The sequence below is a fragment of the Streptomyces sp. RKAG337 genome, assembly GCF_023701715.1.
In the GTDB taxonomy this organism is placed as follows: domain Bacteria; phylum Actinomycetota; class Actinomycetes; order Streptomycetales; family Streptomycetaceae; genus Actinacidiphila.
Genome location: NZ_JAJOZA010000001.1, coordinates 5,841,153 through 5,865,177, shown reverse-complemented (window position 1 = coordinate 5,865,177; position 24,025 = coordinate 5,841,153). Strand labels below are relative to the sequence as shown.

Annotated in this window: 20 protein-coding genes and 3 rRNA genes; 6 read left to right on the top strand and 17 right to left on the bottom strand. The window is 68.6% G+C overall.

Translation table 11 applies throughout. The annotated features are described in order from the left end of the window. Position 1: 1 nt before the first annotated feature. Positions 2 to 214 carry a hypothetical protein gene (locus LNW73_RS26000; protein WP_250975219.1) on the bottom strand — a complete coding sequence of 71 codons (213 nt, stop codon included), beginning with the start codon at positions 212 to 214 and terminating at the stop codon, positions 2 to 4. Next, positions 207 to 1,112, bottom strand: a complete 906-nt coding sequence (locus tag LNW73_RS25995) for a histone (protein ID WP_250991557.1) — start codon at positions 1,110 to 1,112, stop codon at positions 207 to 209. Before LNW73_RS25995 ends, LNW73_RS26000 begins: the two co-directional genes overlap by 8 nt. 181 nt (positions 1,113 to 1,293) lie before the next feature. Here LNW73_RS25995 and LNW73_RS25990 point away from each other — a divergent pair, with 181 nt between their 5' ends. Then, positions 1,294 to 1,641, top strand: coding sequence for an SCP2 sterol-binding domain-containing protein (locus LNW73_RS25990; protein WP_250975221.1), 348 nt, complete (start codon positions 1,294 to 1,296; stop codon positions 1,639 to 1,641). A 59-nt stretch (positions 1,642 to 1,700) separates the two neighbouring features. On the opposite strand, the gene LNW73_RS25985 is transcribed toward LNW73_RS25990, so the two are convergent. Next, positions 1,701 to 2,720 (bottom strand): HAD-IIA family hydrolase, encoded by a 1,020-nt coding sequence (locus LNW73_RS25985; protein WP_250991556.1) that lies wholly within the window; start codon positions 2,718 to 2,720, stop codon positions 1,701 to 1,703. A gap of 74 nt (positions 2,721 to 2,794) precedes the next feature. Between LNW73_RS25985 and LNW73_RS25980 the strand changes: the two genes are divergently transcribed. Then, positions 2,795 to 4,063 carry a DUF1015 domain-containing protein gene (locus tag LNW73_RS25980; RefSeq protein WP_250975223.1) on the top strand — a complete coding sequence of 423 codons (1,269 nt, stop codon included), beginning with the start codon at positions 2,795 to 2,797 and terminating at the stop codon, positions 4,061 to 4,063. A gap of 86 nt (positions 4,064 to 4,149) precedes the next feature. Here LNW73_RS25980 and LNW73_RS25975 read toward each other — a convergent pair whose 3' ends face one another. The 6 genes from LNW73_RS25975 to LNW73_RS25945 form a co-directional block, all read right to left on the bottom strand. After that, a complete protein-coding gene (locus LNW73_RS25975) occupies positions 4,150 to 4,986 on the bottom strand; it encodes a hypothetical protein (RefSeq protein ID WP_250993040.1) in 837 nt (278 codons plus the stop codon). 1,672 nt (positions 4,987 to 6,658) lie between these two features. Further along, positions 6,659 to 6,775 (bottom strand): 5S ribosomal RNA (gene rrf, locus LNW73_RS25965). Between the two features lie 141 nt (positions 6,776 to 6,916). Next, positions 6,917 to 10,039: ribosomal RNA gene (locus LNW73_RS25960) — 23S ribosomal RNA — on the bottom strand. Between the two features lie 293 nt (positions 10,040 to 10,332). Further along, positions 10,333 to 11,855 (bottom strand): 16S ribosomal RNA (locus tag LNW73_RS25955). Together the 16S, 23S and 5S rRNA genes form the textbook arrangement of a ribosomal RNA operon. A 561-nt stretch (positions 11,856 to 12,416) precedes the next feature. Then, the gene (gene tyrS / locus LNW73_RS25950; protein WP_250991555.1) at positions 12,417 to 13,676 is read right to left on the bottom strand and encodes a tyrosine--tRNA ligase; all 1,260 of its coding nucleotides are present in this window, start codon (positions 13,674 to 13,676) and stop codon (positions 12,417 to 12,419) included. Positions 13,677 to 13,791: 115 nt separating this feature from the next. Next, a complete protein-coding gene (locus LNW73_RS25945; RefSeq protein WP_250975225.1) occupies positions 13,792 to 14,454 on the bottom strand; it encodes a DNA-3-methyladenine glycosylase in 663 nt (220 codons plus the stop codon). Positions 14,455 to 14,556: 102 nt separating this feature from the next. Here LNW73_RS25945 and LNW73_RS25940 point away from each other — a divergent pair, with 102 nt between their 5' ends. The 3 genes from LNW73_RS25940 to LNW73_RS25930 all read left to right on the top strand — a co-directional run bounded on the left by LNW73_RS25940 (position 14,557) and on the right by LNW73_RS25930 (position 17,032). Next, on the top strand, positions 14,557 to 15,339 hold the full coding sequence (locus LNW73_RS25940) for a sporulation protein (protein WP_250975226.1): 783 nt from the start codon (positions 14,557 to 14,559) through the stop codon (positions 15,337 to 15,339). 192 nt (positions 15,340 to 15,531) lie between these two features. After that, entirely contained in the window at positions 15,532 to 16,071 is a 540-nt protein-coding gene (locus tag LNW73_RS25935) for a YbhB/YbcL family Raf kinase inhibitor-like protein (protein WP_250991554.1), read from the top strand. Positions 16,072 to 16,528: 457 nt separating this feature from the next. Beyond that, positions 16,529 to 17,032: an HNH endonuclease gene (locus tag LNW73_RS25930; RefSeq protein ID WP_250975228.1), complete on the top strand. Its 504-nt coding sequence runs from the start codon at positions 16,529 to 16,531 to the stop codon at positions 17,030 to 17,032. Positions 17,033 to 17,107: 75 nt separating this feature from the next. On the opposite strand, the gene LNW73_RS25925 is transcribed toward LNW73_RS25930, so the two are convergent. The 4 genes from LNW73_RS25925 to LNW73_RS25910 form a co-directional block, all read right to left on the bottom strand. Beyond that, a complete protein-coding gene (locus tag LNW73_RS25925; protein WP_250991553.1) occupies positions 17,108 to 17,875 on the bottom strand; it encodes a sulfite exporter TauE/SafE family protein in 768 nt (255 codons plus the stop codon). A 49-nt stretch (positions 17,876 to 17,924) separates the two neighbouring features. Then, positions 17,925 to 18,908 (bottom strand): SPFH domain-containing protein, encoded by a 984-nt coding sequence (locus LNW73_RS25920; protein WP_250975230.1) that lies wholly within the window; start codon positions 18,906 to 18,908, stop codon positions 17,925 to 17,927. Positions 18,909 to 19,042: 134 nt separating this feature from the next. Continuing rightward, positions 19,043 to 19,465, bottom strand: coding sequence for an NfeD family protein (locus tag LNW73_RS25915; RefSeq protein WP_138354958.1), 423 nt, complete (start codon positions 19,463 to 19,465; stop codon positions 19,043 to 19,045). 131 nt (positions 19,466 to 19,596) lie between these two features. Next, a complete protein-coding gene (locus LNW73_RS25910; protein WP_164298432.1) occupies positions 19,597 to 20,406 on the bottom strand; it encodes an ABC transporter ATP-binding protein in 810 nt (269 codons plus the stop codon). Positions 20,407 to 20,487: 81 nt separating this feature from the next. Here LNW73_RS25910 and LNW73_RS25905 point away from each other — a divergent pair, with 81 nt between their 5' ends. Continuing rightward, positions 20,488 to 21,273, top strand: a complete 786-nt coding sequence (locus LNW73_RS25905; RefSeq protein ID WP_138354960.1) for a hypothetical protein — start codon at positions 20,488 to 20,490, stop codon at positions 21,271 to 21,273. Between the two features lie 84 nt (positions 21,274 to 21,357). Here LNW73_RS25905 and LNW73_RS25900 read toward each other — a convergent pair whose 3' ends face one another. The 4 genes from LNW73_RS25900 to LNW73_RS25885 form a co-directional block, all read right to left on the bottom strand. Then, positions 21,358 to 21,600 (bottom strand): chaplin, encoded by a 243-nt coding sequence (locus LNW73_RS25900; RefSeq protein ID WP_138354961.1) that lies wholly within the window; start codon positions 21,598 to 21,600, stop codon positions 21,358 to 21,360. 201 nt (positions 21,601 to 21,801) lie between these two features. Next, positions 21,802 to 22,047, bottom strand: coding sequence for a chaplin (locus LNW73_RS25895; protein ID WP_187144823.1), 246 nt, complete (start codon positions 22,045 to 22,047; stop codon positions 21,802 to 21,804). Between the two features lie 150 nt (positions 22,048 to 22,197). Further along, positions 22,198 to 22,866: a response regulator gene (locus LNW73_RS25890; protein WP_250991552.1), complete on the bottom strand. Its 669-nt coding sequence runs from the start codon at positions 22,864 to 22,866 to the stop codon at positions 22,198 to 22,200. Further along, a complete protein-coding gene (locus LNW73_RS25885) occupies positions 22,859 to 24,013 on the bottom strand; it encodes a GAF domain-containing sensor histidine kinase (RefSeq protein WP_250991551.1) in 1,155 nt (384 codons plus the stop codon). Before LNW73_RS25885 ends, LNW73_RS25890 begins: the two co-directional genes overlap by 8 nt. Between the last annotated feature and the right edge of the window lie 12 nt (positions 24,014 to 24,025).

The following is a 24,025-nucleotide window of genomic DNA, read 5'->3' as shown; positions in this document are numbered from 1 at the left end:
TTCAGCTCCTGTTGTCGTCGAGTGCGGTGAGCGCGTCGCGCAGCCCACGGTGCACATCCTCGTACACCTCGATGTGGTCCGCGGTCGGCAGGTCGTCGGCGTCGCTCAGCCGCACGATCAGCGTGTCCACCGCGGCCTGGCCGGTGGGCGCCGGTGCCAGGCCCAGCGGAGCGATCCCGTTCTGCGGCCCCTCCCCGGGCAGCGGTTCACTCATCGGAGGCCGTCTTCTTCCGGGCGGCGGTCTTCTTGGCGGGTGCGGCCTTCTTGGCGGCGGGGGCCTTCTTCGCCGGAGCGGCCTTCTTGGCCGGCGTCGTCTTCTTCGCCGCGGAGGTCTTCGTCGCCGGAGTCGTCTCCTTGGCCGGGGTCGTCTTCTTGGCCGGGGTCGTCTCCTTGGCCGCGGGCGCCTTCCCGGCGGGGGCCGACTTCTTCGCGGCGGCCGCCTTCTTCGCGGGGGCGGCCTTCTTGGCGGGCGGGGCGGCCGGGGAGGTCTTCTTCGCCTTCGCCGGGGCCTTTGCCGGGGCCTTTGCCGGGGCCTTTGCCGGGGCCTTTGCCGGGGCGGACTTCGCCGACGTCGCCGACTTCGCGGACGTCACGGACCGGACCGGCGCAACGGGCCGCTCGGCGGAGGCCGGGCCGGCGGGGGCCTCCGGATCGACGGGGTACACCGGATCGGCGGGACCGGCCGGCTCCATCGGGTCGACCGTGATGCGCTCGAAGAGCGGTGACGCGGTTCCGGCGGGGGCCGCCCCGAAGCCGGCGTCCACGTCCTCCTCCTCGTCCTCGAGGTTCCGGACGCGGCGCTCCAGCGCCTCCAGGACCACACCGACCTTCGTCACCTCGTCGGCGACCCGTCCGACCCGGCCCATCGCCTTGTCGATCTCCTCGCGGATCAGCCCGATCAGCAGATCGCGGTTGGCCCGTCCGGCCGCCATCAGCTCGTCGGCCAGCGTCTGCACCTCCGGCGGAATGCTGTCGCCGATCCTGCGCTGGACGGCGTCGACATCGATCCCCGTCTGGTCGAGCAGCTCCCTGGCCGCCCCCACCGCCCGCCGCCGGGTCGCCTCGGTCAGGCCGCCCGCGATCTGCAGACAGGTACGCAGCGCGTCCCGCATCGCCCTCACTCCTCGCCTCGCCATTGCCTCGCCATTGACGTATCCGCACCTGACGCTACCCGTACTGCCCGGCTCACGGCGTACGGTGCCCTGAGGTACCGTCGATCGGACGGATCACATGATCGTGGCGCGGGCGACCCCGGCGCCTGTACGCACCACCCGAACGGGAGACGCCCGACCGATGGCGACCATCGAGGAGTGCCGCAGCGCACTCGACCAGCTGTCGGAGAACCTCACGCGGGCCAACGGCGACATTCGCAGCGCCACGTCCCTGGACCGGTCGCTGAGCTGCCACATCACGGACCTCGACACGACGTTCGTCGGACGCCTGACGGACGGCCGGATCCATGACGTGACCACGGTGCCCGGCGCGCCCGCCGAGAAGGCGCAGATCCGGCTGACGATGGCCGGCGACGATCTCGTCGCGCTGGTCGGCGGCGAACTGAGCTTCGCCAAGGCGTGGGGCAGCGGCCGGGTCAAGCTGGAGGCAGGCCTGCGCGACCTGCTGCGGCTGCGCTCGCTGCTCTAGCCGCAGCCGGCCGCCCACCGGCGGCCGACTGCTGACCGCCGCCCACCGACGGCCCGGACTCAGAACCCGAGCCGCGCCAGCGCCTTCCCTGCGTCCAGCTCGCACGCTCCGTCGCCCGCCGCCGCCCAGGCCGCCGCGCACAGGGCCCGCAGCCCGTCGAGAGCGTCACCGTCGCCCTCCACCGTGAGCGCGTCACCGTCCGCCGAAGCGGTCCAGCCGCCGCACCGCGCCCCGCCGCCGTCCGCCGAGACCTCCGGCTGCGGTTCCAGCAGCCCGCGCAGATCGGCCGCCACATAGGTCGGCCGGTGCTTCGGCACGGCGGCGAGCAGCTGCGCCGGCGTCGTCACGCCCGTCAGCACCAGCAGCGAATCGACCTCGGCGCCGGTCGCACCCTCGATGTCGGTGTCCAGCCGGTCGCCGACCACCAGCGGCCGCTCCGCGCCGGTCCGCAGGATCGTCTCGCGGTGCATCGGCGGCTGCGGCTTGCCCGCCACCTGCGGCTCGCCGCCGGTCGCGATCCGGACGACCTCCACGGCCGCGCCGTTGCCCGGCGCGATCCCGCGCGGGTTCGGAATCGTCAGATCGGTGTTGGACGCGAACCACGGCACACCGCGCGCCACCGCGAACGAGGCCTCCGCCAGCAGCGACCAGCGCAGCTCGGGATCGTAGCCCTGCACCACGGCCGCCGGATCGTCCTCCGCCGACGCCACCGGCTCGAGACCGCGCTCGCGCAGCGCCGTCTGCAGCCCCTCGCCGCCGATCGCCAGCACCCGCGAGCCCGCCGGCACCTGCTCGGCGATCAGCCGGGCGACCGCCTGCGCCGAGGTGATGACGTCGTCCGCGTCCGCGGGCACCCCCAGCTCCGTCAGATGCGCGGCCACCGTCCCCGGTGTGCGGGCCGCGTTGTTGGTGACGTAGGCGAGGTGCATCCCGTGCCCGCGTGCGGTGGCGAGCGACTCGACGGCGTGCGCGATGGCCTCACCGCCCGCGTAGACGACGCCGTCGAGATCGAGCAGGGCCGTGTCGTACGCGGCGTCCAGCGCCCGGTCGGAACCGCTCGGACTGGTCCGGTGGGTCATCGCGTGTCCGCTCCTCGTATGTCGTCCATCACCTTGATCATCCCCCATCGCCGCGGGCCACGTAGCATGCCCTGATGACCACTTCAGGACCCGCCCCCCACGGCCTGCGCCTCGCCCCCTTCCGCGGGCTCCGCTACGTGCCGGAGAGGGTGGGCAGCCTGGCCGCGGTCACGTCGCCACCGTACGACGTCGTGGTCAGGCCGGACGGGCAGCGTCATCTGGAGACCGCCGACCCGCACAACGTCGTCCGTCTCATCCTGCCCCACAACGCCGATCCCACCAGCCGCCACCGGCAGGCCGCCACGGCCCTCGACCGGTGGCAGCGCGAGGGCGTCCTCGCCGCCGACCCGGAACCCGGGCTGTACGTGTACGAGCAGCGTGACGGCGACCATCTGCAACGCGGCCTGATCGGCGTCCTGCGGCTCACGCCGCCCGAGGAGCGGATCGTGCTCCCGCACGAGGACGTCATGCCGGGGCCGGTGGCCGACCGTGCCGCCCTGATGCGCGCGACCGGCGCCAACCTCGAACCGCTGCTGCTCGCCTACCAGGGCGGCGCATCCGTCGCGGAGATCGTCGACCGCACGGCGGACACCGAGCCGCTGCTCGCCACCACCACCGAGGACGGCATCCACCACCGGCTGTGGTCGATCACCGACCCGGAGACCCTCGCCGCGATCGATGCCGACCTGTCGCCCCGCCAGGCGCTCATCGCCGACGGCCACCACCGCTGGGCGACCTATCTGCGGCTGCAGGCCGAGCAGTCCGGGCCGAGCCCCTGGGACCACGGTCTGGTGCTCCTCGTCGACACCGCCCACTACCCGCTGCGGGTCCGCGCCATCCACCGCGTGCTCCCGCGGCTTGCGGTCGCCGACGCCGTCGAGGCCGCCCGGCACGCCTTCCGCGTGACGGACGTCGACGGACCGCTGCCGGTGGCGCTGGACGCGCTGGCGGCGGCCGCGGCGGAGGGCAACGCCTTCCTGCTCGCGGGCGACGGCCGGTTCCGGCTGCTCGACCGGCCGGATCCGCTGCGGATCGACCGATCCGTACCGCACGACCAGCCGCGCGAATGGCGACAGCTCGACGCGACGGTCCTGCACAGCCTGCTCCTCGACGACATCTGGCGGGTACCCGACGTCCCGGAGCACATCAGCTATCTGCACACGACCGAGTCGGCCGTCGAGCAGGCGGAGCGGCACGGCGGCACCGCGGTGCTGATGCACCCCGTGGACGAGGCCGTGGTCCGCGAGCTGGCCCGCCAGGGCGTCACGATGCCCCGGAAGTCCACCTCCTTCGGGCCGAAGCCGGCCAGCGGGCTGGTCATGCGCAGCCTCGAACTGGGCTGAGCCGCCGGCGGCGGTGCGGTGAGCCGCAACGCAAAGAGGCGGCACTCGCGATGTCCGCGGGTGCCGCCTCTCAGTTGTCCGAGCACTCAGGCCTTGCTGGTGCCCGTTCCGGGCTCCTTGAAGGGCGAGTCCAGGAACGACGCCGGGTCGGCCTCGTCCGTGATGTCGACCTCGGCCTCGGCGATCTCGACGTCGTCATCATCGTCATCGTCGTCGTCCGCGTCGTCATCGGACTCCGCGTCGGCCGACGCGGCGGACTCCGCCGGGTCGTGCGACTCCGCGTGGTCCTCGACGAGGGCGTCCACGAACTCCACACCGTCCAGCTCGGCGAGCCGGTCGGAAGCGTCCGTGCTGCCGCTCTGGTCGGCTTCCGCCGCCTTGGCGAACCACTCGCGCGCCTCGGCCTTGCGGTCCACGGCGAGCAGCGCGTCGGCGTACGCGTACCGCAGTCGCGCGGTCCACGGGTTCATGGCGTTCGCCGCCAGCTCGGGGCCCTGCAGCGTCACCACCGCGGCCTCGGGCTGGCCCATGTCCTGCCGGGCACCGGCGGCGACGAGCCGCATCTCGACCTGACCGGCCTTGTCCAGCTTCTGCACCTCCGGCGCACCCGCCATGGCCAGCGCGCGCTCCGGACGGCCCATGCCGCGCTCGCAGTCCGCCATGACCGGCCACAGGTCCACGGAACCCGTCATCCGGCGCGTGGCGCGGAACTCCGCGAGAGCCTCGCCGTAGCGAGCGGTCGCGTACGAGGCGAAGCCGGCGGCTTCCCGCACGGCGGCGACGCGCGACGCGAGCCGCAGGGCGATCCTGGAGTACTCGTAGGCCGCCTCCGGGTCCTCGTCCAGCAGCTGCGCCACCATGACCAGGTTGCGCGCCACATCGTCGGCGAGCGTCTTCGGCAGGCTCATCAGCTCCTGGCGCACGCTCGGGTCGATCTCCTGGCCCGTGACGTCGTCCGGGATCGGCAGCCGCTTGACCGGCTCCCGCTCCTCACGGCGGTCCTCACGCCCGGCGCTCTCGAAGCGTCCGTGGCTCTCCTCCGCCGGCCGGCGGCTCTGGCCCCGGTCGTCGTCACGGCGCGGCCCACGCGGGGGTGCGTCACGGCGGTCGTCCTGACGCGGACCGCGCGGCGGCCCGTCACGACGGTCCTCACGCGGACGGTCGCCGCTGGGACGGCTGCTGCTCGGACGGTCACTGCTGGGGCGGTCGCTGCCCGAGCGCTCGTAGCGCGGGCGGTCCTCACGGGGACGGTCCTCACGCGGACGCTCGAAGCGCGGCCGGTCCTCGCGGGGACGGTCACTGCTCGGCCGGTCGCTGCTCGGCCGGTCGTACCGGGGGCGGTCGCCCTGGGGACGGTCGTCGCGGCGGAAGCTGCCACCACGGTCGTCCTGACGGGGGCCGCGCGGCGGGCCGTCACGGCGGTCGTCACGGGGACGGTCGCTGCTGGGGCGGTCGTAGCGCGGGCGGTCGCCCTGCGGGCGGTCGTCACGGCGGAAGCCGCCACGGTCGCCGCTCGGGGGGCCGGAACGCGGACGGTCACCCTGCGGTCGGTCGTCACGGCGGAAGCCACCGCCACGGTCGTCACGGCGGTCACCGCTGGGCGGGCCGGAGCGCGGACGGTCGGAGGAACGCGGGGGGCCGTCACGACGGTCATCGCGACGGAAGCTGCCGCCACGATCGTCGGGACGCGAGCCGCCGCGCGGCGGGCCGTCACGACGGTCACCACTCGGGGCGCCGAAGCGGGGACGGTCGCCCTGCGGGCGGTCATCGCGACGGAAGCCGCCACGGTCGCCGCTCGGGGGGCCGGAACGCGGACGGTCACCCTGCGGTCGGTCGTCACGGCGGAAGCTGCCGCCACGGTCGTCCGGACGCGAGCCGCCACGCGGCGGGCCGTCACGACGGTCGCCACTCGGCGGGCCGAAGCGGGGACGGTCGCCCTGGGGGCGGTCGTCACGGCGGAAGCCACCGCGGTCGCCGCTGGGCGGGCCGGAGCGCGGACGGTCGTCGCGGCGGAAGCTGCCGCCACGGTCGTCGGGACGCGAGCCGCCACGCGGCGGGCCGTCACGACGGTCACCACTGGGCGGGCCGGAACGCGGGCGGTCGCCCTGGGGGCGGTCGTCACGGCGGAAGCCACCGCGGTCACCACTGGGCGGGCCGGAGCGCGGACGGTCACCCTGCGGACGGTCGTCACGACGGAAGCCACCGCGGTCACCGCTGGGACGGTCCGTACGCGGGCGGTCTTCACGCGGACGGTCAGAACGGGGGCGATCAGAGCTCGGACGGTCAGAACTCGGGCGGTCGGTACGGGGTCGGTCGTCACGACGGTCATCCCGGCGGAAACCGCCGGCCCGGTCACCATCGCGGCGCGGGCCGCCGGTGCGGAAACCGCCCCGGTCGCCACCGCTCTGTCGCGGCTCCCGGCGCTCAGGCCGATCCGACCGATCCTCGGGCGAGTTGGACATCGTCGTAACTCCTTGGTTCGTGCTGCTGTAGTGCCAGTCTCTCGTACCTGCCGAGTGACCGCGCACCGGTGGGGCAAAACAAAAAGACCCTCGGTCCCAGCGCAGAGGCCGGGACCGAGGGTCCATAAAGATTGTTCGGCGGCGTCCTACTCTCCCACAGGGTCCCCCCTGCAGTACCATCGGCGCTGAAAGGCTTAGCTTCCGGGTTCGGAATGTAACCGGGCGTTTCCCTAACGCTATGACCACCGAAACACTATCGGGCCATCCCGCTGAACGGGATTATTGACAGTGCCAAGCGAACAAGCACACTTTTCAATTTAAGTAGTACTGGTTCAACCGGAGCGACTGTTCGCAACCCGGGAACCAAACAGTGGACGCGAAGCAAAAATAGTTAGACAAGCCCTCGGCCTATTAGTACCAGTCAGCTCCACCCGTTACCGGGCTTCCACATCTGGCCTATCAACCCAGTCGTCTACTGGGAGCCTTAACCCCTCAAAGGGGGTGGGAATACTCATCTCGAAGCAGGCTTCCCGCTTAGATGCTTTCAGCGGTTATCCTTTCCGAACGTAGCCAACCAGCCGTGCCCTTGGCAGGACAACTGGCACACCAGAGGTTCGTCCGTCCCGGTCCTCTCGTACTAGGGACAGCCCTTCTCAATATTCCTGCGCGCGCAGCGGATAGGGACCGAACTGTCTCACGACGTTCTAAACCCAGCTCGCGTACCGCTTTAATGGGCGAACAGCCCAACCCTTGGGACCGACTCCAGCCCCAGGATGCGACGAGCCGACATCGAGGTGCCAAACCATCCCGTCGATATGGACTCTTGGGGAAGATCAGCCTGTTATCCCCGGGGTACCTTTTATCCGTTGAGCGACGGCGCTTCCACAAGCCACCGCCGGATCACTAGTCCCGACTTTCGTCCCTGCTCGACCCGTCAGTCTCACAGTCAAGCTCCCTTGTGCACTTACACTCAACACCTGATTGCCAACCAGGCTGAGGGAACCTTTGGGCGCCTCCGTTACTCTTTAGGAGGCAACCGCCCCAGTTAAACTACCCACCAGACACTGTCCCTGATCCGGATCACGGACCGAGGTTAGACATCCAGCACGACCAGAGTGGTATTTCAACGACGACTCCACCATGGCTGGCGCCATGACTTCACAGTCTCCCACCTATCCTACACAAGCCGAACCGAACACCAATATCAAGCTATAGTAAAGGTCCCGGGGTCTTTCCGTCCTGCTGCGCGAAACGAGCATCTTTACTCGTAGTGCAATTTCACCGGGCCTATGGTTGAGACAGTCGAGAAGTCGTTACGCCATTCGTGCAGGTCGGAACTTACCCGACAAGGAATTTCGCTACCTTAGGATGGTTATAGTTACCACCGCCGTTTACTGGCGCTTAAGTTCTCAGCTTCGCCACACCGAAATGTGACTAACCGGTCCCCTTAACGTTCCAGCACCGGGCAGGCGTCAGTCCGTATACATCGCCTTACGGCTTCGCACGGACCTGTGTTTTTAGTAAACAGTCGCTTCTCGCTGGTCTCTGCGGCCACCCCCAGCTCAGGAAGCAAGTTCCCTCACCAGTTGTGGCCCCCCTTCTCCCGAAGTTACGGGGGCATTTTGCCGAGTTCCTTAACCATAGTTCACCCGAACGCCTCGGTATTCTCTACCTGACCACCTGAGTCGGATTAGGGTACGGGCCGCCATGAAACTCGCTAGAGGCTTTTCTCGACAGCATAGGATCATCCACTTCACCACAATCGGCTCGGCATCAGGTCTCAGACTATGTGTTGCGCGGATTTGCCTACGCAACGTCCTACACCCTTACCCCGGGACTACCACCGCCCGGGCTGGACTACCTTCCTGCGTCACCCCATCGCTTACCTACTACCACCTTGGACCGGCGGCTCCACCACTCCCCTTTGCCCGAAGGCTCCAGGACGGCTTCACGGCCTTAGCATCAGAGGGTTCGATACTGGGCGTTTCAAAGCGGGTACCGGAATATCAACCGGTTGTCCATCGACTACGCCTGTCGGCCTCGCCTTAGGTCCCGACTTACCCTGGGCAGATCAGCTTGACCCAGGAACCCTTAGTCAATCGGCGCACACGTTTCCCACGTGTGTATCGCTACTCATGCCTGCATTCTCACTCGTGTACCGTCCACGACTGGCTTCCGCCGCCGCTTCACCCGGCACACGACGCTCCCCTACCCATCCCCGCACCCGTTAGGGCTTCGCACGGGAATGACACGACTTCGGCGGTACACTTGAGCCCCGCTACATTGTCGGCGCGGAATCACTTGACCAGTGAGCTATTACGCACTCTTTCAAGGATGGCTGCTTCTAAGCCAACCTCCTGGTTGTCTCTGCGACTCCACATCCTTTCCCACTTAGCGTACGCTTAGGGGCCTTAGTCGATGCTCTGGGCTGTTTCCCTCTCGACCATGGAGCTTATCCCCCACAGTCTCACTGCCGCGCTCTCACTTACCGGCATTCGGAGTTTGGCTAAGGTCAGTAACCCGGTAGGGCCCATCGCCTATCCAGTGCTCTACCTCCGGCAAGAAACACGCGACGCTGCACCTAAATGCATTTCGGGGAGAACCAGCTATCACGGAGTTTGATTGGCCTTTCACCCCTAACCACAGGTCATCCCCCAGGTTTTCAACCCTGGTGGGTTCGGTCCTCCACGAAGTCTTACCTCCGCTTCAACCTGCCCATGGCTAGATCACTCCGCTTCGGGTCTTGGGCGCGCGACTCATTCGCCCTATTCGGACTCGCTTTCGCTACGGCTACCCCACACGGGTTAACCTCGCCACACACCGCAAACTCGCAGGCTCATTCTTCAAAAGGCACGCAGTCACGAGATACCAGCAAGCTGGTATCCGACGCTCCCACGGCTTGTAGGCACACGGTTTCAGGTACTATTTCACTCCGCTCCCGCGGTACTTTTCACCATTCCCTCACGGTACTATCCGCTATCGGTCACCAGGGAATATTTAGGCTTAGCGGGTGGTCCCGCCAGATTCACACGGGATTTCTCGGGCCCCGTGCTACTTGGGTGTCGTACAAGCAAGCCGTACAGATTTCAGCTACGGGGGTCTTACCCTCTACGCCGGACCTTTCGCATGTCCTTCGCCTATCCATACGGTTTCTGACTCGCCCAACAGTCGGCAGACTGCTGAAGTACGATCCCACAACCCCGCATACGCAACCCCTGCCGGGTATCACACGCATACGGTTTGGCCTCATCCGGTTTCGCTCGCCACTACTCCCGGAATCACGGTTGTTTTCTCTTCCTGCGGGTACTGAGATGTTTCACTTCCCCGCGTTCCCTCCACATACCCTATGTGTTCAGGTATGGGTGACAGCCCATGACGACTGCCGGGTTTCCCCATTCGGACACCCCCGGATCACAGCTCAGTTGACAGCTCCCCGGGGCCTATCGCGGCCTCTCGCGTCCTTCATCGGTTCCTGGTGCCAAGGCATCCACCGTGCGCCCTTAAAAACTTGCGCTAACTAGATGCTCGCGTCCACTGTTTAGTTCTCAAGCAACGACCAGTCACCCGTCTCCAACGCTTCCGCGTCGTTAACGGGGCCGGGGTGTAGAAGAAACAAAGGTCGTTCCCTCAGGACCCAACAGCGTGCCCGACCCACCAGCAATCCAGACGCTTTCCACGCCGAAGCAGTACTTGCTTCCGGATTCCCAGTGTGCCGAATAGTCAACGTTCCACCCATGAGCAACCACCGCCGAACAGATGCCGACGTAATGGCCCTGGACCGTCAATGACGGTCTAGATGCTCCTTAGAAAGGAGGTGATCCAGCCGCACCTTCCGGTACGGCTACCTTGTTACGACTTCGTCCCAATCGCCAGTCCCACCTTCGACGACTCCCTCCCTTGCGGGTTGGGCCATCGGCTTCGGGTGTTACCGACTTTCGTGACGTGACGGGCGGTGTGTACAAGGCCCGGGAACGTATTCACCGCAGCAATGCTGATCTGCGATTACTAGCAACTCCGACTTCATGGGGTCGAGTTGCAGACCCCAATCCGAACTGAGGCCGGCTTTTTGAGATTCGCTCCACCTTGCGGTATCGCAGCTCATTGTACCGACCATTGTAGCACGTGTGCAGCCCAAGACATAAGGGGCATGATGACTTGACGTCGTCCCCACCTTCCTCCGAGTTGACCCCGGCGGTCTCCTGTGAGTCCCCATCACCCCGAAGGGCATGCTGGCAACACAGAACAGGGGTTGCGCTCGTTGCGGGACTTAACCCAACATCTCACGACACGAGCTGACGACAGCCATGCACCACCTGTACACCGACCACAAGGGGGGCCGTATCTCTACGGCTTTCCGGTGTATGTCAAGCCTTGGTAAGGTTCTTCGCGTTGCGTCGAATTAAGCCACATGCTCCGCTGCTTGTGCGGGCCCCCGTCAATTCCTTTGAGTTTTAGCCTTGCGGCCGTACTCCCCAGGCGGGGAACTTAATGCGTTAGCTGCGGCACCGACGACGTGGAATGTCGCCAACACCTAGTTCCCAACGTTTACGGCGTGGACTACCAGGGTATCTAATCCTGTTCGCTCCCCACGCTTTCGCTCCTCAGCGTCAGTAATGGCCCAGAGATCCGCCTTCGCCACCGGTGTTCCTCCTGATATCTGCGCATTTCACCGCTACACCAGGAATTCCGATCTCCCCTACCACACTCTAGTCTGCCCGTATCGAATGCAGACCCGGGGTTAAGCCCCGGGCTTTCACATCCGACGTGACAGACCGCCTACGAGCTCTTTACGCCCAATAATTCCGGACAACGCTCGCACCCTACGTATTACCGCGGCTGCTGGCACGTAGTTAGCCGGTGCTTCTTCTGCAGGTACCGTCACTTGCGCTTCTTCCCTGCTGAAAGAGGTTTACAACCCGAAGGCCGTCATCCCTCACGCGGCGTCGCTGCATCAGGCTTTCGCCCATTGTGCAATATTCCCCACTGCTGCCTCCCGTAGGAGTCTGGGCCGTGTCTCAGTCCCAGTGTGGCCGGTCGCCCTCTCAGGCCGGCTACCCGTCGTCGCCTTGGTAGGCCATTACCCCACCAACAAGCTGATAGGCCGCGGGCTCATCCTTCACCGCCGGAGCTTTTAACCCACCCCCAGGAGGAGGAGAGTGTTATCCGGTATTAGACCCCGTTTCCAGGGCTTGTCCCAGAGTGAAGGGCAGATTGCCCACGTGTTACTCACCCGTTCGCCACTAATCCACCCGAAGGCTTCATCGTTCGACTTGCATGTGTTAAGCACGCCGCCAGCGTTCGTCCTGAGCCAGGATCAAACTCTCCGTGAATGTCTCCACGCAAGAGCGGCACCACCGGCCGGAATAAGGCCCGTGGTGCACAGCGTCCTCGCTGTGTAATTGCCTCCCACCAGTTCCCGTCCCGAAGGACCGGAGGGCAGAAGGACTTTTTCAAAGGAACCACCAAACGAAACCCGAATGGATTCCGCCCGGGGTGTTTTAAGTCTGGCGTTGACTTTTGGCACGCTGTTGAGTTCTCAAGGAACGGACGCTTCCTTCGGTGCCGTTTTACCGGCGCCCTCCGGGCTTCCCTTCGTGTTTCTCAGCTTAGCAGATCCGATTTCCCGTTTCTGCCACCCGCTGAGGCGGGTTTTTGTTTCTCGCCTTGCGGCGATGACCACTACGTTAGCCGATTTCCTGCCACGCTCATAATCGAGCTATTCGGACTGAATTTCGGCGCACCGAAAAGCAACCCTGTCGGGAAGTCGTAGTAGTGGGTGGCCACCCCCGCGGGGATCCGGACGAACCGGACGCACCGTTTCAAGCGGCTCGGACTACATTACGGAGGAGCGGCGGCAGAGTCAAGCTCGACCGCCGCTCAAACGCACGATTTCAGCCGACCTCGACGGCAGCCAGGCTCTTCTTGCCGCGGCGGAGCACGAGCCACCGGCCGTGCAGCAGGTCGGACTCGGCCGGCACCGCGTCCTCGCTGGTCACCTTGGCGTTGTTCAGGTAGGCGCCACCCTCCTTGATGGCCCGGCGGGCGGCCGACTTACTGGCCACCAACTCCACCGCGGTCAGCAGGTCGACGACCGGCTCCAGAGCCGTGACCTTGGCGTACGGCAGCTCGGAGAGAGCGGCCGCCAGCGTGGCCTCGTCCAGGTCCGTCAGCTCCCCCTGGCCGAAAAGCGCCTTGGACGCATCGGTGACAGCAGTGCACTGGGCGGCCCCGTGGACCAGGGTCGTCAGTTCTTCCGCCAGGGCACGCTGGGCGGCGCGGGCCTGGGGGCGCTCCTCGGTGAGGCGCTCCAGCTCCTCGATCTCCTCGCGGGACTTGAAGCTGAAGATGCGCAGGAACTTGGAGATGTCACGGTCATCGGCGTTCAGCCAGAACTGGAAGAAGGCGTACGGCGTGGTCATCTCGGGGTCGAGCCAGATCGCGCCGCCCTCGGTCTTGCCGAACTTGGTGCCGTCCGCCTTGGTGATCAGCGGGGTGGCGAGCGCGTGGACGGAGGCGCCCTCGACGCGGTGGATCAGGTCGATGCCGGCCGTGAGGTTGCCCCACTGGTCGCTGCCGCCGGTCTGCATGGTGCAGCCGTAGCGCCGGTAGAGCTCCAGGAAGTCCATCCCCTGGAGGATCTGGTAGCTGAACTCGGTGTAGCTGATGCCCTGGTCGGAGTTGAGGCGCCGGGCGACGGCTTCCTTGGCGATCATCTTGTTGACGCGGAAGTGCTTGCCCACGTCGCGCAGGAACTCGATCGCCGACATCCCGGACGTCCAGTCCAGGTTGTTCACCATCGTCGCGGCGTTCGGCCCCTCGAAGGAGAGGAAGGGCTCGATCTGCCCGCGGACCCGCTCGACCCAGTCCGCGACGACCTCGGGAGCGTTGAGCGTCCGCTCGGCCGACGGCTTGGGGTCGCCGATCAGGCCGGTGGCCCCGCCGACCAGGCCCAGCGGCCGGTTGCCCGCCTGCTGCAGCCGCCGGATGGTGAGGATCTGCACCAGGTTGCCGAGGTGCAGGCTGGGCGCCGTGGGGTCGAAGCCGCAATAGACCGTGACCGGGCCGTCCGCGAACGCCTTGCGCAGTGCGTCCTCGTCAGTGGATACGGCGATCAGCCCGCGCCACTGCAGCTCGTCGACGATGTCCGTCACGGTTCTCTTGTCTCCTTGGGTCAGTGCGATGAGTCGGTGCTCCGCGGTCCGCACACCATGGCGGTCGCAGAGCGTCTGTACAGCGTGTCCGAGAGTACGCGGTCATGGCGAGTCGTTATGGGCGGCGTCTCGGGGTGTGGGCACGGTAGGGACTGACGGTGGGGTCGCCGTCGATCCAGAAGCGCCAGGGGTGGACGGCTCCCGCACCGCCGACGCCGGTACGGGGCCCGGTGCGCACCAGGCCGGCGGGTGGCGGAGTACCGGTGAGGACGCGGAACGGGCTGCCGGCCGGTTCACCCGCAGGACCGGTATAGGGGTCGCAGACGTCGGATCCGTTGAGCGACCGGTCGACGGAGAGCGCGGTGGCCAGCCGGGCCGGGCCCTGGGCGAGGTCGGTGTCCTTGCGGGAGGTGGGACGGTTCGCGCGGGCGAGGTCCTCCCCACGGGTGATCTCGCCGCCCCGCAGCAGGACCCCGCTCGGCGTCCCCTCGGGGCCGCAGACCAGGTTCAGGCAGTGCCACATTCCGTACGTGAAGTACACGTAGGTGTGGCCGGGCGGGCCGAACATCACCGCGTTGCGTTCGGTGCGGCCCCGGTAGGCGTGCGATCCCGGGTCGACGGGTCCCGCGTAGGCCTCCACCTCGGTGAGGCGCAGCTCGATCGGGCCGTCCGGGGTGTCGCGGACGAGGATCCGGCCGAGGAGGTCCGGTGCGATGTCGAGGACCGGGCGGTCGAAGAAGGGCCGGGCGAGCGGGGCCCTTTCCGCGTCGGCGATCATGCGGTACGAGGGTACTGGAACCGTTCGCGGCGGTTCCGCGTTCGTAGAGACCGTAGATAACGTAAAGAAACAGTCAACCGCCGGTATGAGGAGTGGTACAACGTGGGCTTCAAGAAGCTGCTTGCGAGCATGGGTGCCGGTGGGGCGTCCGTCGAGACGGTGTTGACGGACCCGAACGTGGTGCCGGGCGGCATCGTCCAGGGTGAGGTGCGCATCCAGGGCGGTTCGGTCGCGCAGCAGATCGAGGGGCTCTCCGTCGGGCTGCAGGCCCGCGTCGAGGTCGAGAGCGGCGACAACGAGTACAAGCAGGACATCGAGTTCCACCGGCAGCGGCTGGGCGGGGCGTTCGAGGTGGCGCCGGGGGCCGTGCACACCGTGCCGTTCGGGCTGGAGATCCCGTGGGAGACGCCGGTCACGACGTTCCTCGGCCGGCATCTGTCGGGGATGAACATCGGGGTGACGACCGAGCTGGCGATCGCCCGCGCGGTGGACTCGGGTGACCTCGACCCGGTCAGCGTGCACCCGCTGCCGGCGCAGCAGGCGCTGCTGGACGCGTTCGGGCAGTTGGGCTTCGCGTTCAAGGCCGCGGACCTGGAGAAGGGGCACATCCGGGGGACCCGGCAGCGGCTGCCGTTCTACCAGGAGATCGAGTTCCGGGCCCCGCACCAGTACCGGGGGCTGAACCAGGTGGAGCTGACCTTCATCGCGGACGGCAACGAGATGGACGTGATCCTGGAGATGGACAAGAAGCCGGGGCTGTTCGGCGAGGGCAGCGACTCGTACCGGTCGTTCACGGTCGGGCTGCAGTCCTTCCAGGGCACCGACTGGGCCGCGTACCTGAATCAGTGGCTGGCGGAGGTCGGCGGCAAGCGCAACTGGTTCTAGGGATCTGGGCCCTGTCTTCAAACTGGCGGCGTCCGCCCGCAGGGCGGGCCCGACAACGCAGCGAGCGTGCGTGCCAGGCGCCGCCGGGCAGGCGCCAGTTTGAAGACAGGGCCTAGGCTCGGAGCGCGGAAGGCTGCCGCGGCGCAGGCCGGCGGCAGTCCATGACTGTTCTTGCGATCAGGAGGTGTCGAGGTGACCGAGCAGAAGCGGCGGCCGCTCCCCCACGAGTTCCATCCGCCGGTGCCGTCGTTCACGGTGGTGAGCGATGACGTGGCGCCGGGCGGGGTGTTGAAGGACGAGCAGGTGTACGCGGCCGGGAACACGTCACCGCAGCTGCGGTGGGAGGGCTTCCCCGACGGGACGAAGAGTTTCGCCGTGACGTGCTACGACCCGGACGCGCCGACCGGCAGCGGTTTCTGGCACTGGTCGCTCATCGACATCCCCGTGTCCGTCACCGAGCTGCCCGCGGGTGCGGGCAGCGGTGACTTCAAGGGGCTGCCCGAGGGCGCGCTGCACGTCAGGAACGACTACGGGACGCGGGACTTCGGCGGGGCCGCGCCGCCGCCGGGGGACGGTTCGCACCGCTATGTCTTCACCGTGTACGCGGTGGACACCGAGAAGCTCGGGCCGGACGCGGACGCCTCGCCGGCCGTGATCGGTTTCAATCTCCGCTTCCACACGCTGGGCCGCGCTCAGCTGATCGGCGAGTACGAGGCACCGGCCGGTACCTGACGGCCGGCGGCCCGCCACTCGGCAGTCGGGCCGCCGCGGCAGGCGGGCGCCCGTTAATTGCGTTGCGCCCCGGCGCCCTGAATCGCACAGTGGTACGTGTCTGGTGGTGGCCCACCATCACCGGGCAGCCGGTACCGCGGTAGCGGGGGCGGCGGGGCGTCGCGTCGTGGTGGTTCTCGCCCGCGCGCTGCCGGCCGTCCGCCGGAACCAGGTGTTTCCCGCCCGGTGTCCGCGCCGGCTGCCGTACGCTCCGGACGCTTCCGTTTCGCACGGGGGGAAGCGTCCGGGGCGTTCGGCGTTTTTCGCTGTCCCGCCGACCGCCACCCGCCCGGGATCCGCTCCCGCACCCCGCCGATCCCCTTGCCCCGCACGGAAATTGCGTTGTCCGCCGGGGGTCCGCGAGGCACAGTGGATCCACTTCGCCATGGGGCGGGGACGGATCCTTGGGGTGGGCGGAATGCGTGAGACTCTGGTGCTGAACGCGAGTTTCGAGCCGCTGTCGACGGTGTCGCTGCGGCGTGCCGTGGTGCTGGTCATGCAGGAGAAGGCCGTCGTCGAGCAGGCGCATCCCGGGCTGCGCATCCGCGCGGCGGCCGTCGAGGTTCCGGTTCCGCTGGTGATCAGGCTGCGGCGATACGTCCGGGTGCCCTTCCGACAACGGGCCTCGTGGTCGCGGCGGGGGGTGCTGGTGCGTGACCGGCACCGGTGCGCTTACTGCGGTCGCCGGGCGAGCACGGTGGACCACATCGTTCCGCGGTCGCGCGGTGGTGGGGACACCTGGCTGAACACGGTCGCGGCCTGCGCCGAGGACAACGGCCGCAAGGCGGACCGGACTCCTGAGCAGGCCGGGATGCGGCTGCTGACGCAGCCGTTCGAGCCGACGCCGGCGGACACGCTGCTGCTGGCGCTGGGGATCAGGGACAACGACGCGCTGCCGGGGTGGCTGGCGCTGCCGGCCTGATCCCGGTGGGGCGCGGACGGCGGCGGGCCCGGGACGGTGTGAGCACCGTCCCGGCCCGCCGCCGCACGCGGCCGGTCATCTGAGGACGAGCTGGACGATGGCCACGATGCCGACGGCGACGATGACGCCGCGCAGCGCCGCCGGCGGCAGCCGGCGGCCGATGCGGGCGCCGAAGATGCCGCCGAGGGTGGCTCCGGCGGCGATGAGGCCGACGGCGGCCCAGTTGAAGTCGGCGACGAAGAGGAAGAACACGGCGGCGATGCCGTTGACGAGCATGCCCAGGACGTTCTTGACGCCGTTGATCCGCTGCAGGTCGTCATGGAGCAGCAGGCCCATCAGCGACAGGTAGAGGACGCCCTGGGCGGCCCCGAAGTAGCCGCCGTACATGCTGGCGAAGAAGAGTCCGGCGAGCAGCAGCGGGCCGCCGTCGGTGGGGACCTCGGTGCCCTCGCGTTCGCGGCGGGCCTTGATGGCGCGAGCGAGGCGGGGCTGCAGTACGACCAGGACCAGGGCCAGCCCGATGAGCACGGGGACGATCGCGTCGAACGCGCTGGACGGCAGGGTCAGCAGCAGGATCGCGCCGGCCAGGCCGCCGGCCAGTGCGGCGGAGCCGAGCCGGATGACGCGCCGGCGCTGGCCGCGCAGTTCACGGCGGTAGCCGATGGCGCCGCTGAGCGAACCGGGCACCAGGCCGAGGGCGTTGGAGACGTTCGCGGTGATCGGCGGGAGGCCGACGGCGAGCAGTACCGGGAACGTGATGAGGGTGCCGGAGCCGACGATGGTGTTGATGGTGCCGGCGCCGATACCCGCCGCGAAGACGGCGAGTGCCTCCCAGAACGTCACGCTGTGCCCCTCGATGACCGGTGTCGGATACACCGATCATGCCCGAGGGTCAGTCCTTGTCGAAGCGTGGGGTCTCGCGGCGCGGGGCGGGGAAGTCGTCGCCGCCTCCGCTGTTGCCGTTGCTGCCGCCGTTGTTGCCGCCGCCGGCGCCGTTGGACGGGGCGCCGGGGAGGTTGACGATGCCGCCGAGGCCCTTGAGCGCGTCGTTGAGCTCGCTGGGGATGATCCAGAGCTTGTTGGCGTCTCCCTGCGCGATCTTCGGGAGCATCTGGAGGTACTGGTAGGCCAGCAGCTTCTGGTCCGGGTCGCCCGCGTGGATGGACTCGAAGACCGTACGGATGGCCTGGGCCTCACCCTCGGCGCGCAGCGCGGCGGCCTTGGCGTCACCTTCGGCGCGCAGGATGGAGGACTGCTTCTCACCTTCGGCGGTGAGGATCTGGGACTGCCGGATGCCTTCGGCGGTGAGGATCGCGGCGCGCTTGTCGCGGTCCGCGCGCATCTGCTTCTCCATCGAGTCCTGGATGGAGGTGGGCGGCTCGATCGCCTTGAGCTCGACGCGGTTGACGCGGATGCCCCACTTGCCGGTGGCCTCGTCCAGGACGCCGCGCAGCGCCGCGTTGATCTCCTCGCGGGAGGTCAGCGTCCGTTCCAGGTCCATGCCGCCGATGATGTTGCGGAGCGTGGTGACGGTGAGCTGCTCGATCGCCTGGATGTAGCTGGCGACTTCGTACGTCGCCGCGCGGGCGTCGGTGACCTGGTAGTAGATGACCGTGTCGATGTTGACGACCAGGTTGTCCTGGGTGATCACCGGCTGCGGTGGGAACGGCACGACCTGCTCGCGGAGGTCGATGCGGTTGCGGATCGTGTCGATGAACGGAACGACGATGTTCAGGCCCGCGCTCAACGTCCGCGTGTAGCGGCCGAATCGTTCGACGATGGCGGCACTCGCCTGTGGGATGACCTGGACCGTCTTGATGAGCGCGACGAAGACGAGCACCACCAGGATGATCAGGACGATGATGATCGGCTGCATGTCCACTCCCGCGCCGTTTGCGGACGTACTACGACATGATCAATTCTCGCAGACCACTGCGGCGGTGCGCTCAGGTTCGGCGAATTCCCGGAGCACGACCGCGGCGGCCGTTTCGGTTTGGCAGGCGTCCTCGGTCACATGACGACGGCCGTCGCGCCGTCGATCTCCACGACGTCCACCTTCTCGCCCGGGTCGAAGCTCCGTTCCTCGTCGAGGGCGCGCGCTGACCAGATCTCTCCGGCGAGCTTGATGCGTCCGCCGCCGCCGTCGACCCGTTCGAGGACGACGGCCTGCCGCCCCCTCAGCGCGTCGATCCCGGTGCGCAGTTCGGGCCGCTGCGTCCGGTGCTTGTAGGCGATCGGACGGACGACCGCGAGCAGTGCGACCGAGACGATCACGAAGACGATGACCTGGACGACGATGCCGCCGCCGAGCGCGGCGACGATCGCCCCCGCGACGGCGCCGACCGCGAACATCCCGAATTCGGGCATCGTCGTGATCACCAGCGGTATGCCGAGTCCTACGGCGGCGATCAGCCACCACACCCATGGGTCCACCTCCCCATCGTAGGGGGGCGGGGGTGATCTGTGACAGGCCTTCCGTGCGCGGGGGCGGGCGCGGGGAAGCACGAACGGGCGTGCCGCCGGGGGGCGTTACGGGCCGCTCCCCCCGGCCGGGCGGCCGATTCCTAAGAGAGCGGCAGTCCCGCGGCGGTCCAGCGGTCGCCCCTGCGCTCGACGACCAGCGGGAGGCCGAAGCAGCGGGAGAGGTTGCGCGAGGTGAGTTCCAGCTCGACCGGTCCTGCGGCGACGACCTTGCCCTGGCGGATCATGAGGACGTGGGTGAAGCCGGGGGCGATCTCCTCGACATGGTGGGTCACCATGATCATGGAGGGTGCGATCGGGTCGCGGGCGAGCCGGCCGAGGCGGCGTACCAGGTCCTCACGGCCGCCGAGGTCCAGGCCGGCCGCGGGCTCGTCGAGGAGCAGCAGCTCCGGGTCGGTCATCATGGCGCGGGCGATCAGGGTGCGCTTGCGCTCGCCCTCGGACAGGGTGCCGAACTTGCGGTCCAGGTAGTCGGACATGCCCAGCCGGTCGAGGAAGGCGCGGGCGCGGTCCTCGTCGACCTTCTCGTAACTCTCCCGCCAGTGCGCGGTCATGCCGTACGCGGCGGTGAGCACGGTCTGCAGGACGGTCTGGCCGCGCGGCATCTTGTCCGCCATGGCCGCGCCGGCCATGCCGATGCGGGGGCGCAGTTCGAAGACGTCGACGCTGCCGAGCTTCTCGCCGAGCACCTGGACGGTGCCGGTGGTCGGGAAGAGATAGCTGGAGGCGACATTGAGCAGGGTGGTCTTTCCCGCGCCGTTCGGTCCGAGGATCACCCAGCGTTCGCCCTCGGCGACCGACCACGAGACCTGGTCCACCAGAGCCCGCCCGTCGCGGACCACCGATACGTCCACCAGCTCCAGCACATCGCTCATGAGCGCGTTGTCTCCCATTGCAGTCTCGGTTGTCACGGGCAGAGCCCCGAGGGAAAACCTACGCCACGCGTCGGGCGCTCCACTCCTTAGGCTGGGGGGATGCTTGATGAACCTCGATCAGGACGGCTGGCGGCGTGGGGAAATGCCCTACTTGCCGGACTTGCCGCACCGGATGATGTCGCCCAGGAGGTCCTGGGCGAGGACGCGGTCCACCGGATGACCGGACTGCCGGGCGAGACCGGCCCGGTCGGGCTGACGCTCGGCCTCGGCCGGCTGCGCGCGCTCGGGACGACCGGGCTGCGGGTCGCGCTGCCCGCGCCGGGACATCCGCTGGGCCTCAGCGGCCCGGCGGATTTCAACGCGCGGGCGCTGGCCGCGGGCGAGGCCGTGATCGCGGTCGGCGGCCCGGCGCTCGGCCTCGTACCCGAAGTGAGCGAGGCCGGGCCGCGCGGCGATGTGCATGTGGAGGTGGAGTGGAAGTGCCTGGAGGTGCGGCAGGGCCCGCCGGCCGATGTGCCGTCGCTCGGCGAGGCCGAGCGGGAGCTGGCCGAGGCGCTGCGGGACACCACCGAGGCGCTGACCCGGCTGGACGTGGCGGGGGCGGGGCCGGCCGCGCAGGCCGCCCTGGACGCGTACCGGGCGCGTGCTGAGCGCGGCCGTGATCTGCTGGCGCCCGGCTATCCGCCGCGGGCGGTACGGGTGCTGGCGCTGGCGCAGCGGGTCGGCGCCCTGGTCGCCATCGCCTCCGACGGGCACGGGGGCGCGGTGAGCGCGTCGGAGATCGCCGCGCGGGCGGAGCTGCTGCGGCCGGTGGAGCGGACCGCGCGGCGGGCGCAGGTGGCGGCGTACAACGCGTACGTGGAGGAGTCGGAGCGCCGGGCCTGAGCCGCACCGGGATGACGTGGAAGGCCCCGCGGTCCGCCGGAGTCACCGGTGGAACGCGGGGCCTTCACGGTCGTGCGGGGCTGGTCAGCCGATGTTCGACGACGCGTTGCCGAACGCCGGGTTGAGCAGGCCGATCACGTTGACGGTGTTGCCCGTCACGTTGACCGGGACGTGCACCGGCACCTGGAGCAGGTTGCCGGACAGCACGCCCGGGGAGTCGGTGGCGGAGCCACAGGCATCGGCGCTCGCGAACGCGGAACCGGCGGAGACACCCGCGGCGATTCCGGTGACGGCGATGACCAGGGCGGCCTTTTTGGCAGTGTTCATGGGAAACGATCCTCCTGTTGCGGTACGGCCCAGCCGCGGGGCCGCACGGTGATGAACGCCCGGCCCGGCCGGATGACACGGGGCGCGGACCGGATACGTCCGAAGGGATCACCGGATCGAACGCACGGGGGTTCGATCGAACGCATCGGCCCCGGAGGCGGTGCCTCCGGGGCCGGTCGTCGCGGCGGGTCCGCGGGGGGACTACTGGTTGACGCACTCGTTCCCGAACACCGGGTTCAGGAGACCGATCACGTTCACGGTGTTGCCGCAGACGTTGACCGGGACGTGCACGGGAACCTGGAGCAGGTTGCCGGAGAGGACGCCGGGCGAGCCCTCGGCCACGCCGTGGGCCTCGGCACCGCTGTGGGCGGAGGCGACACCGGCTCCGGCCATGGCGAGCCCGCCCGCGACGAAGGTGACGGCCGCGGCGGTCTTCAGGATCTTCACTTCGAACTTCCTCCTTGCAGGGTGCACCGCGACCAGCCGCCGCGGTACTCCCTACAGAACGGGCCACCGGCGGTCAGGATGCGCCACCGGCCCCACATCCACCCGTCGGAATGAATCCGATACCGGAACAGACCGGTCCGGTATGGCCGGTCAGCCCGCCGGAGGTGCCCCGATGCCGTGTCTGACCGCCCACAGCGCGGCCTGGGTGCGGTCCGAGACATCGAGCTTCATCAGGATGTTCGAGACATGGGTCTTCACGGTCTTCTCCGAGAGCACCAGCGCACGGGCGATCTCCCGGTTGGAGCGCCCGTCGGCGATCAGCGTCAGCACCTCGCGCTCCCGTTCGGTGAGGGCGTTGCCGCGCCCCTGGCCGCCGGTGGGGAACTCCTGGGAGAGCAGGGCGTCGGCCACCTCGGGCTGGAGCAGCACATGGCCGGCGTGCACGGAGCGGATCGCACCGGCCAGCGCCTCGGGGTCCACGTCCTTGTACACGTAGCCGGCCGCGCCGGCCCGCAGGGCGGGGACGATGGTGCGCTGCTCGGTGAAGCTGGTGACGATCAGCACCCGGGCGGGGTTGCCGAGCTCGCGCAGCTTGCGCAGGGCGGAGATGCCGTCGGCGCCGGGCATCTTGATGTCCATCAGGATCACGTCGGGACGCAGTTCCTCGGCGCGGGCCACCCCCTCGTCGCCGTCCCCCGCCTCCCCTACGACGTCGATGTCGCCCTGGATCTCCAGGAAGGTCCGCAGTCCGCGGCGCACCACCTGGTGGTCGTCGACGAGCAATACGCGAATGCGTGCCTGCCCCGCTGGCTCAGCCACCGGGCACCTCCATCTCGATGACGGTGCCCTTGCCGGGCGCCGATTCCACTGTCAGGTGTCCACCCACGCCGCTCGCCCGGTCGCGCATCGAGACCAGGCCGAGATGACGTCCGGCACGGCGCACCGCGGACGGTTCGAAGCCGCTGCCGTCGTCGCGGACCCGCAGGACCGCTCCCTTGCCCCGGCCGAAGAGGCAGACGGTCACGGTCCCGGCGTCAGCGTGCCGCAGCGCGTTGTGCAGCGCCTCCTGGGCGACCCGCAGCAGCGCCTCCTCCTGGGCCGCGGGCAGCGCCTTGACCTGGTGGGACGTGAAGGTGACATGGGCCGCGTGGGCCCGGTCGAGCACCTCGGCCCCGGTCCGCAGGGTCGCGACGAGGCCGTCCTCGTCCAGTCCGGCGGGCCGCAGCTCGACGACGACGGCGCGCAGCTCGTCGGCGGCCTCGGCGGCGAGCGCCGCCACCTGCTTCAGCTCCTCCTTGGCGCGCGCCGGGTCGCGGTCGACCAGGGCGGCCGCGGCCTGTGCGGTGAGGCGCAGCGAGAAGAGCTTCTGGGAGACCGCGTCGTGCAGCTCGTGGGCGATGCGCGCCCGCTCGCCCGCCAGGGTGAGTTCGCGGCTGCGCTCGTGGAGGCGGGCGTTGGTGAGGGCGATGGCGGCGTGCGCGGCCAGGGTCCGCAGCAGCGTCTCGTCCTCCTGGGTGAAGGCGCAGTCGGTGGCGGGCCCGGTTCTGGGGCCCAGCTTGTTGGCCAGGAAGATCGCGCCGAGGATCTCCTCGCCGTCGACGACCGGCATCCCGATGAAGTCCGTCATGTCCGGGTGGGCGCGCGGCCAGCCCCCGAAGGAGTCGGACTGCGTGACGTCCGCGAGCCGCTGCGGGGTCGCCTCGTGGAGCATCGCGGCGAGGATGCCGTGCTGCCGGGGCAGCGGGCCGATCGCCTTCCACTGCTCGTCGCTCACCCCGTCGACGACGAACTGGGCGAACCCGCCGTGATCGTCGGGCACCCCGAGCGCGGCGTACTCGGCGTCGAGCAGCTCGCGGGCGGACGCGACGATCGTCTGCAGCACCTCGCGCACCTCCAGGTGCCGGCTCATCGCGAGGACCGCGTCGCTGACCGCTTCGATTCCGCCTCTGGGCGACCGCTTGGACATGTCGTCAACCTA

What these genes read in the sequence shown, in the direction of transcription:
- LNW73_RS26000 (WP_250975219.1), bottom strand. Translation starts at nt 214, where the DNA reads ATGAGTGAACCGCTGCCCGGGGAGGGGCCGCAGAACGGGATCGCTCCG.
- LNW73_RS25995 (WP_250991557.1), bottom strand. Translation starts at nt 1,112, where the DNA reads ATGCGGGACGCGCTGCGTACCTGTCTGCAGATCGCGGGCGGCCTGACC.
- LNW73_RS25990 (WP_250975221.1), top strand. Translation starts at nt 1,294, where the DNA reads ATGGCGACCATCGAGGAGTGCCGCAGCGCACTCGACCAGCTGTCGGAG.
- LNW73_RS25985 (WP_250991556.1), bottom strand. Translation starts at nt 2,720, where the DNA reads ATGACCCACCGGACCAGTCCGAGCGGTTCCGACCGGGCGCTGGACGCC.
- LNW73_RS25980 (WP_250975223.1), top strand. Translation starts at nt 2,795, where the DNA reads ATGACCACTTCAGGACCCGCCCCCCACGGCCTGCGCCTCGCCCCCTTC.
- LNW73_RS25945 (WP_250975225.1), bottom strand. Translation starts at nt 14,454, where the DNA reads ATGATCGCCGACGCGGAAAGGGCCCCGCTCGCCCGGCCCTTCTTCGAC.
- LNW73_RS25930 (WP_250975228.1), top strand. Translation starts at nt 16,529, where the DNA reads ATGCGTGAGACTCTGGTGCTGAACGCGAGTTTCGAGCCGCTGTCGACG.
- LNW73_RS25920 (WP_250975230.1), bottom strand. Translation starts at nt 18,908, where the DNA reads ATGCAGCCGATCATCATCGTCCTGATCATCCTGGTGGTGCTCGTCTTC.
- LNW73_RS25910 (WP_164298432.1), bottom strand. Translation starts at nt 20,406, where the DNA reads ATGGGAGACAACGCGCTCATGAGCGATGTGCTGGAGCTGGTGGACGTA.
- LNW73_RS25905 (WP_138354960.1), top strand. Translation starts at nt 20,488, where the DNA reads ATGCTTGATGAACCTCGATCAGGACGGCTGGCGGCGTGGGGAAATGCC.
- LNW73_RS25900 (WP_138354961.1), bottom strand. Translation starts at nt 21,600, where the DNA reads ATGAACACTGCCAAAAAGGCCGCCCTGGTCATCGCCGTCACCGGAATC.
- LNW73_RS25885 (WP_250991551.1), bottom strand. Translation starts at nt 24,013, where the DNA reads ATGTCCAAGCGGTCGCCCAGAGGCGGAATCGAAGCGGTCAGCGACGCG.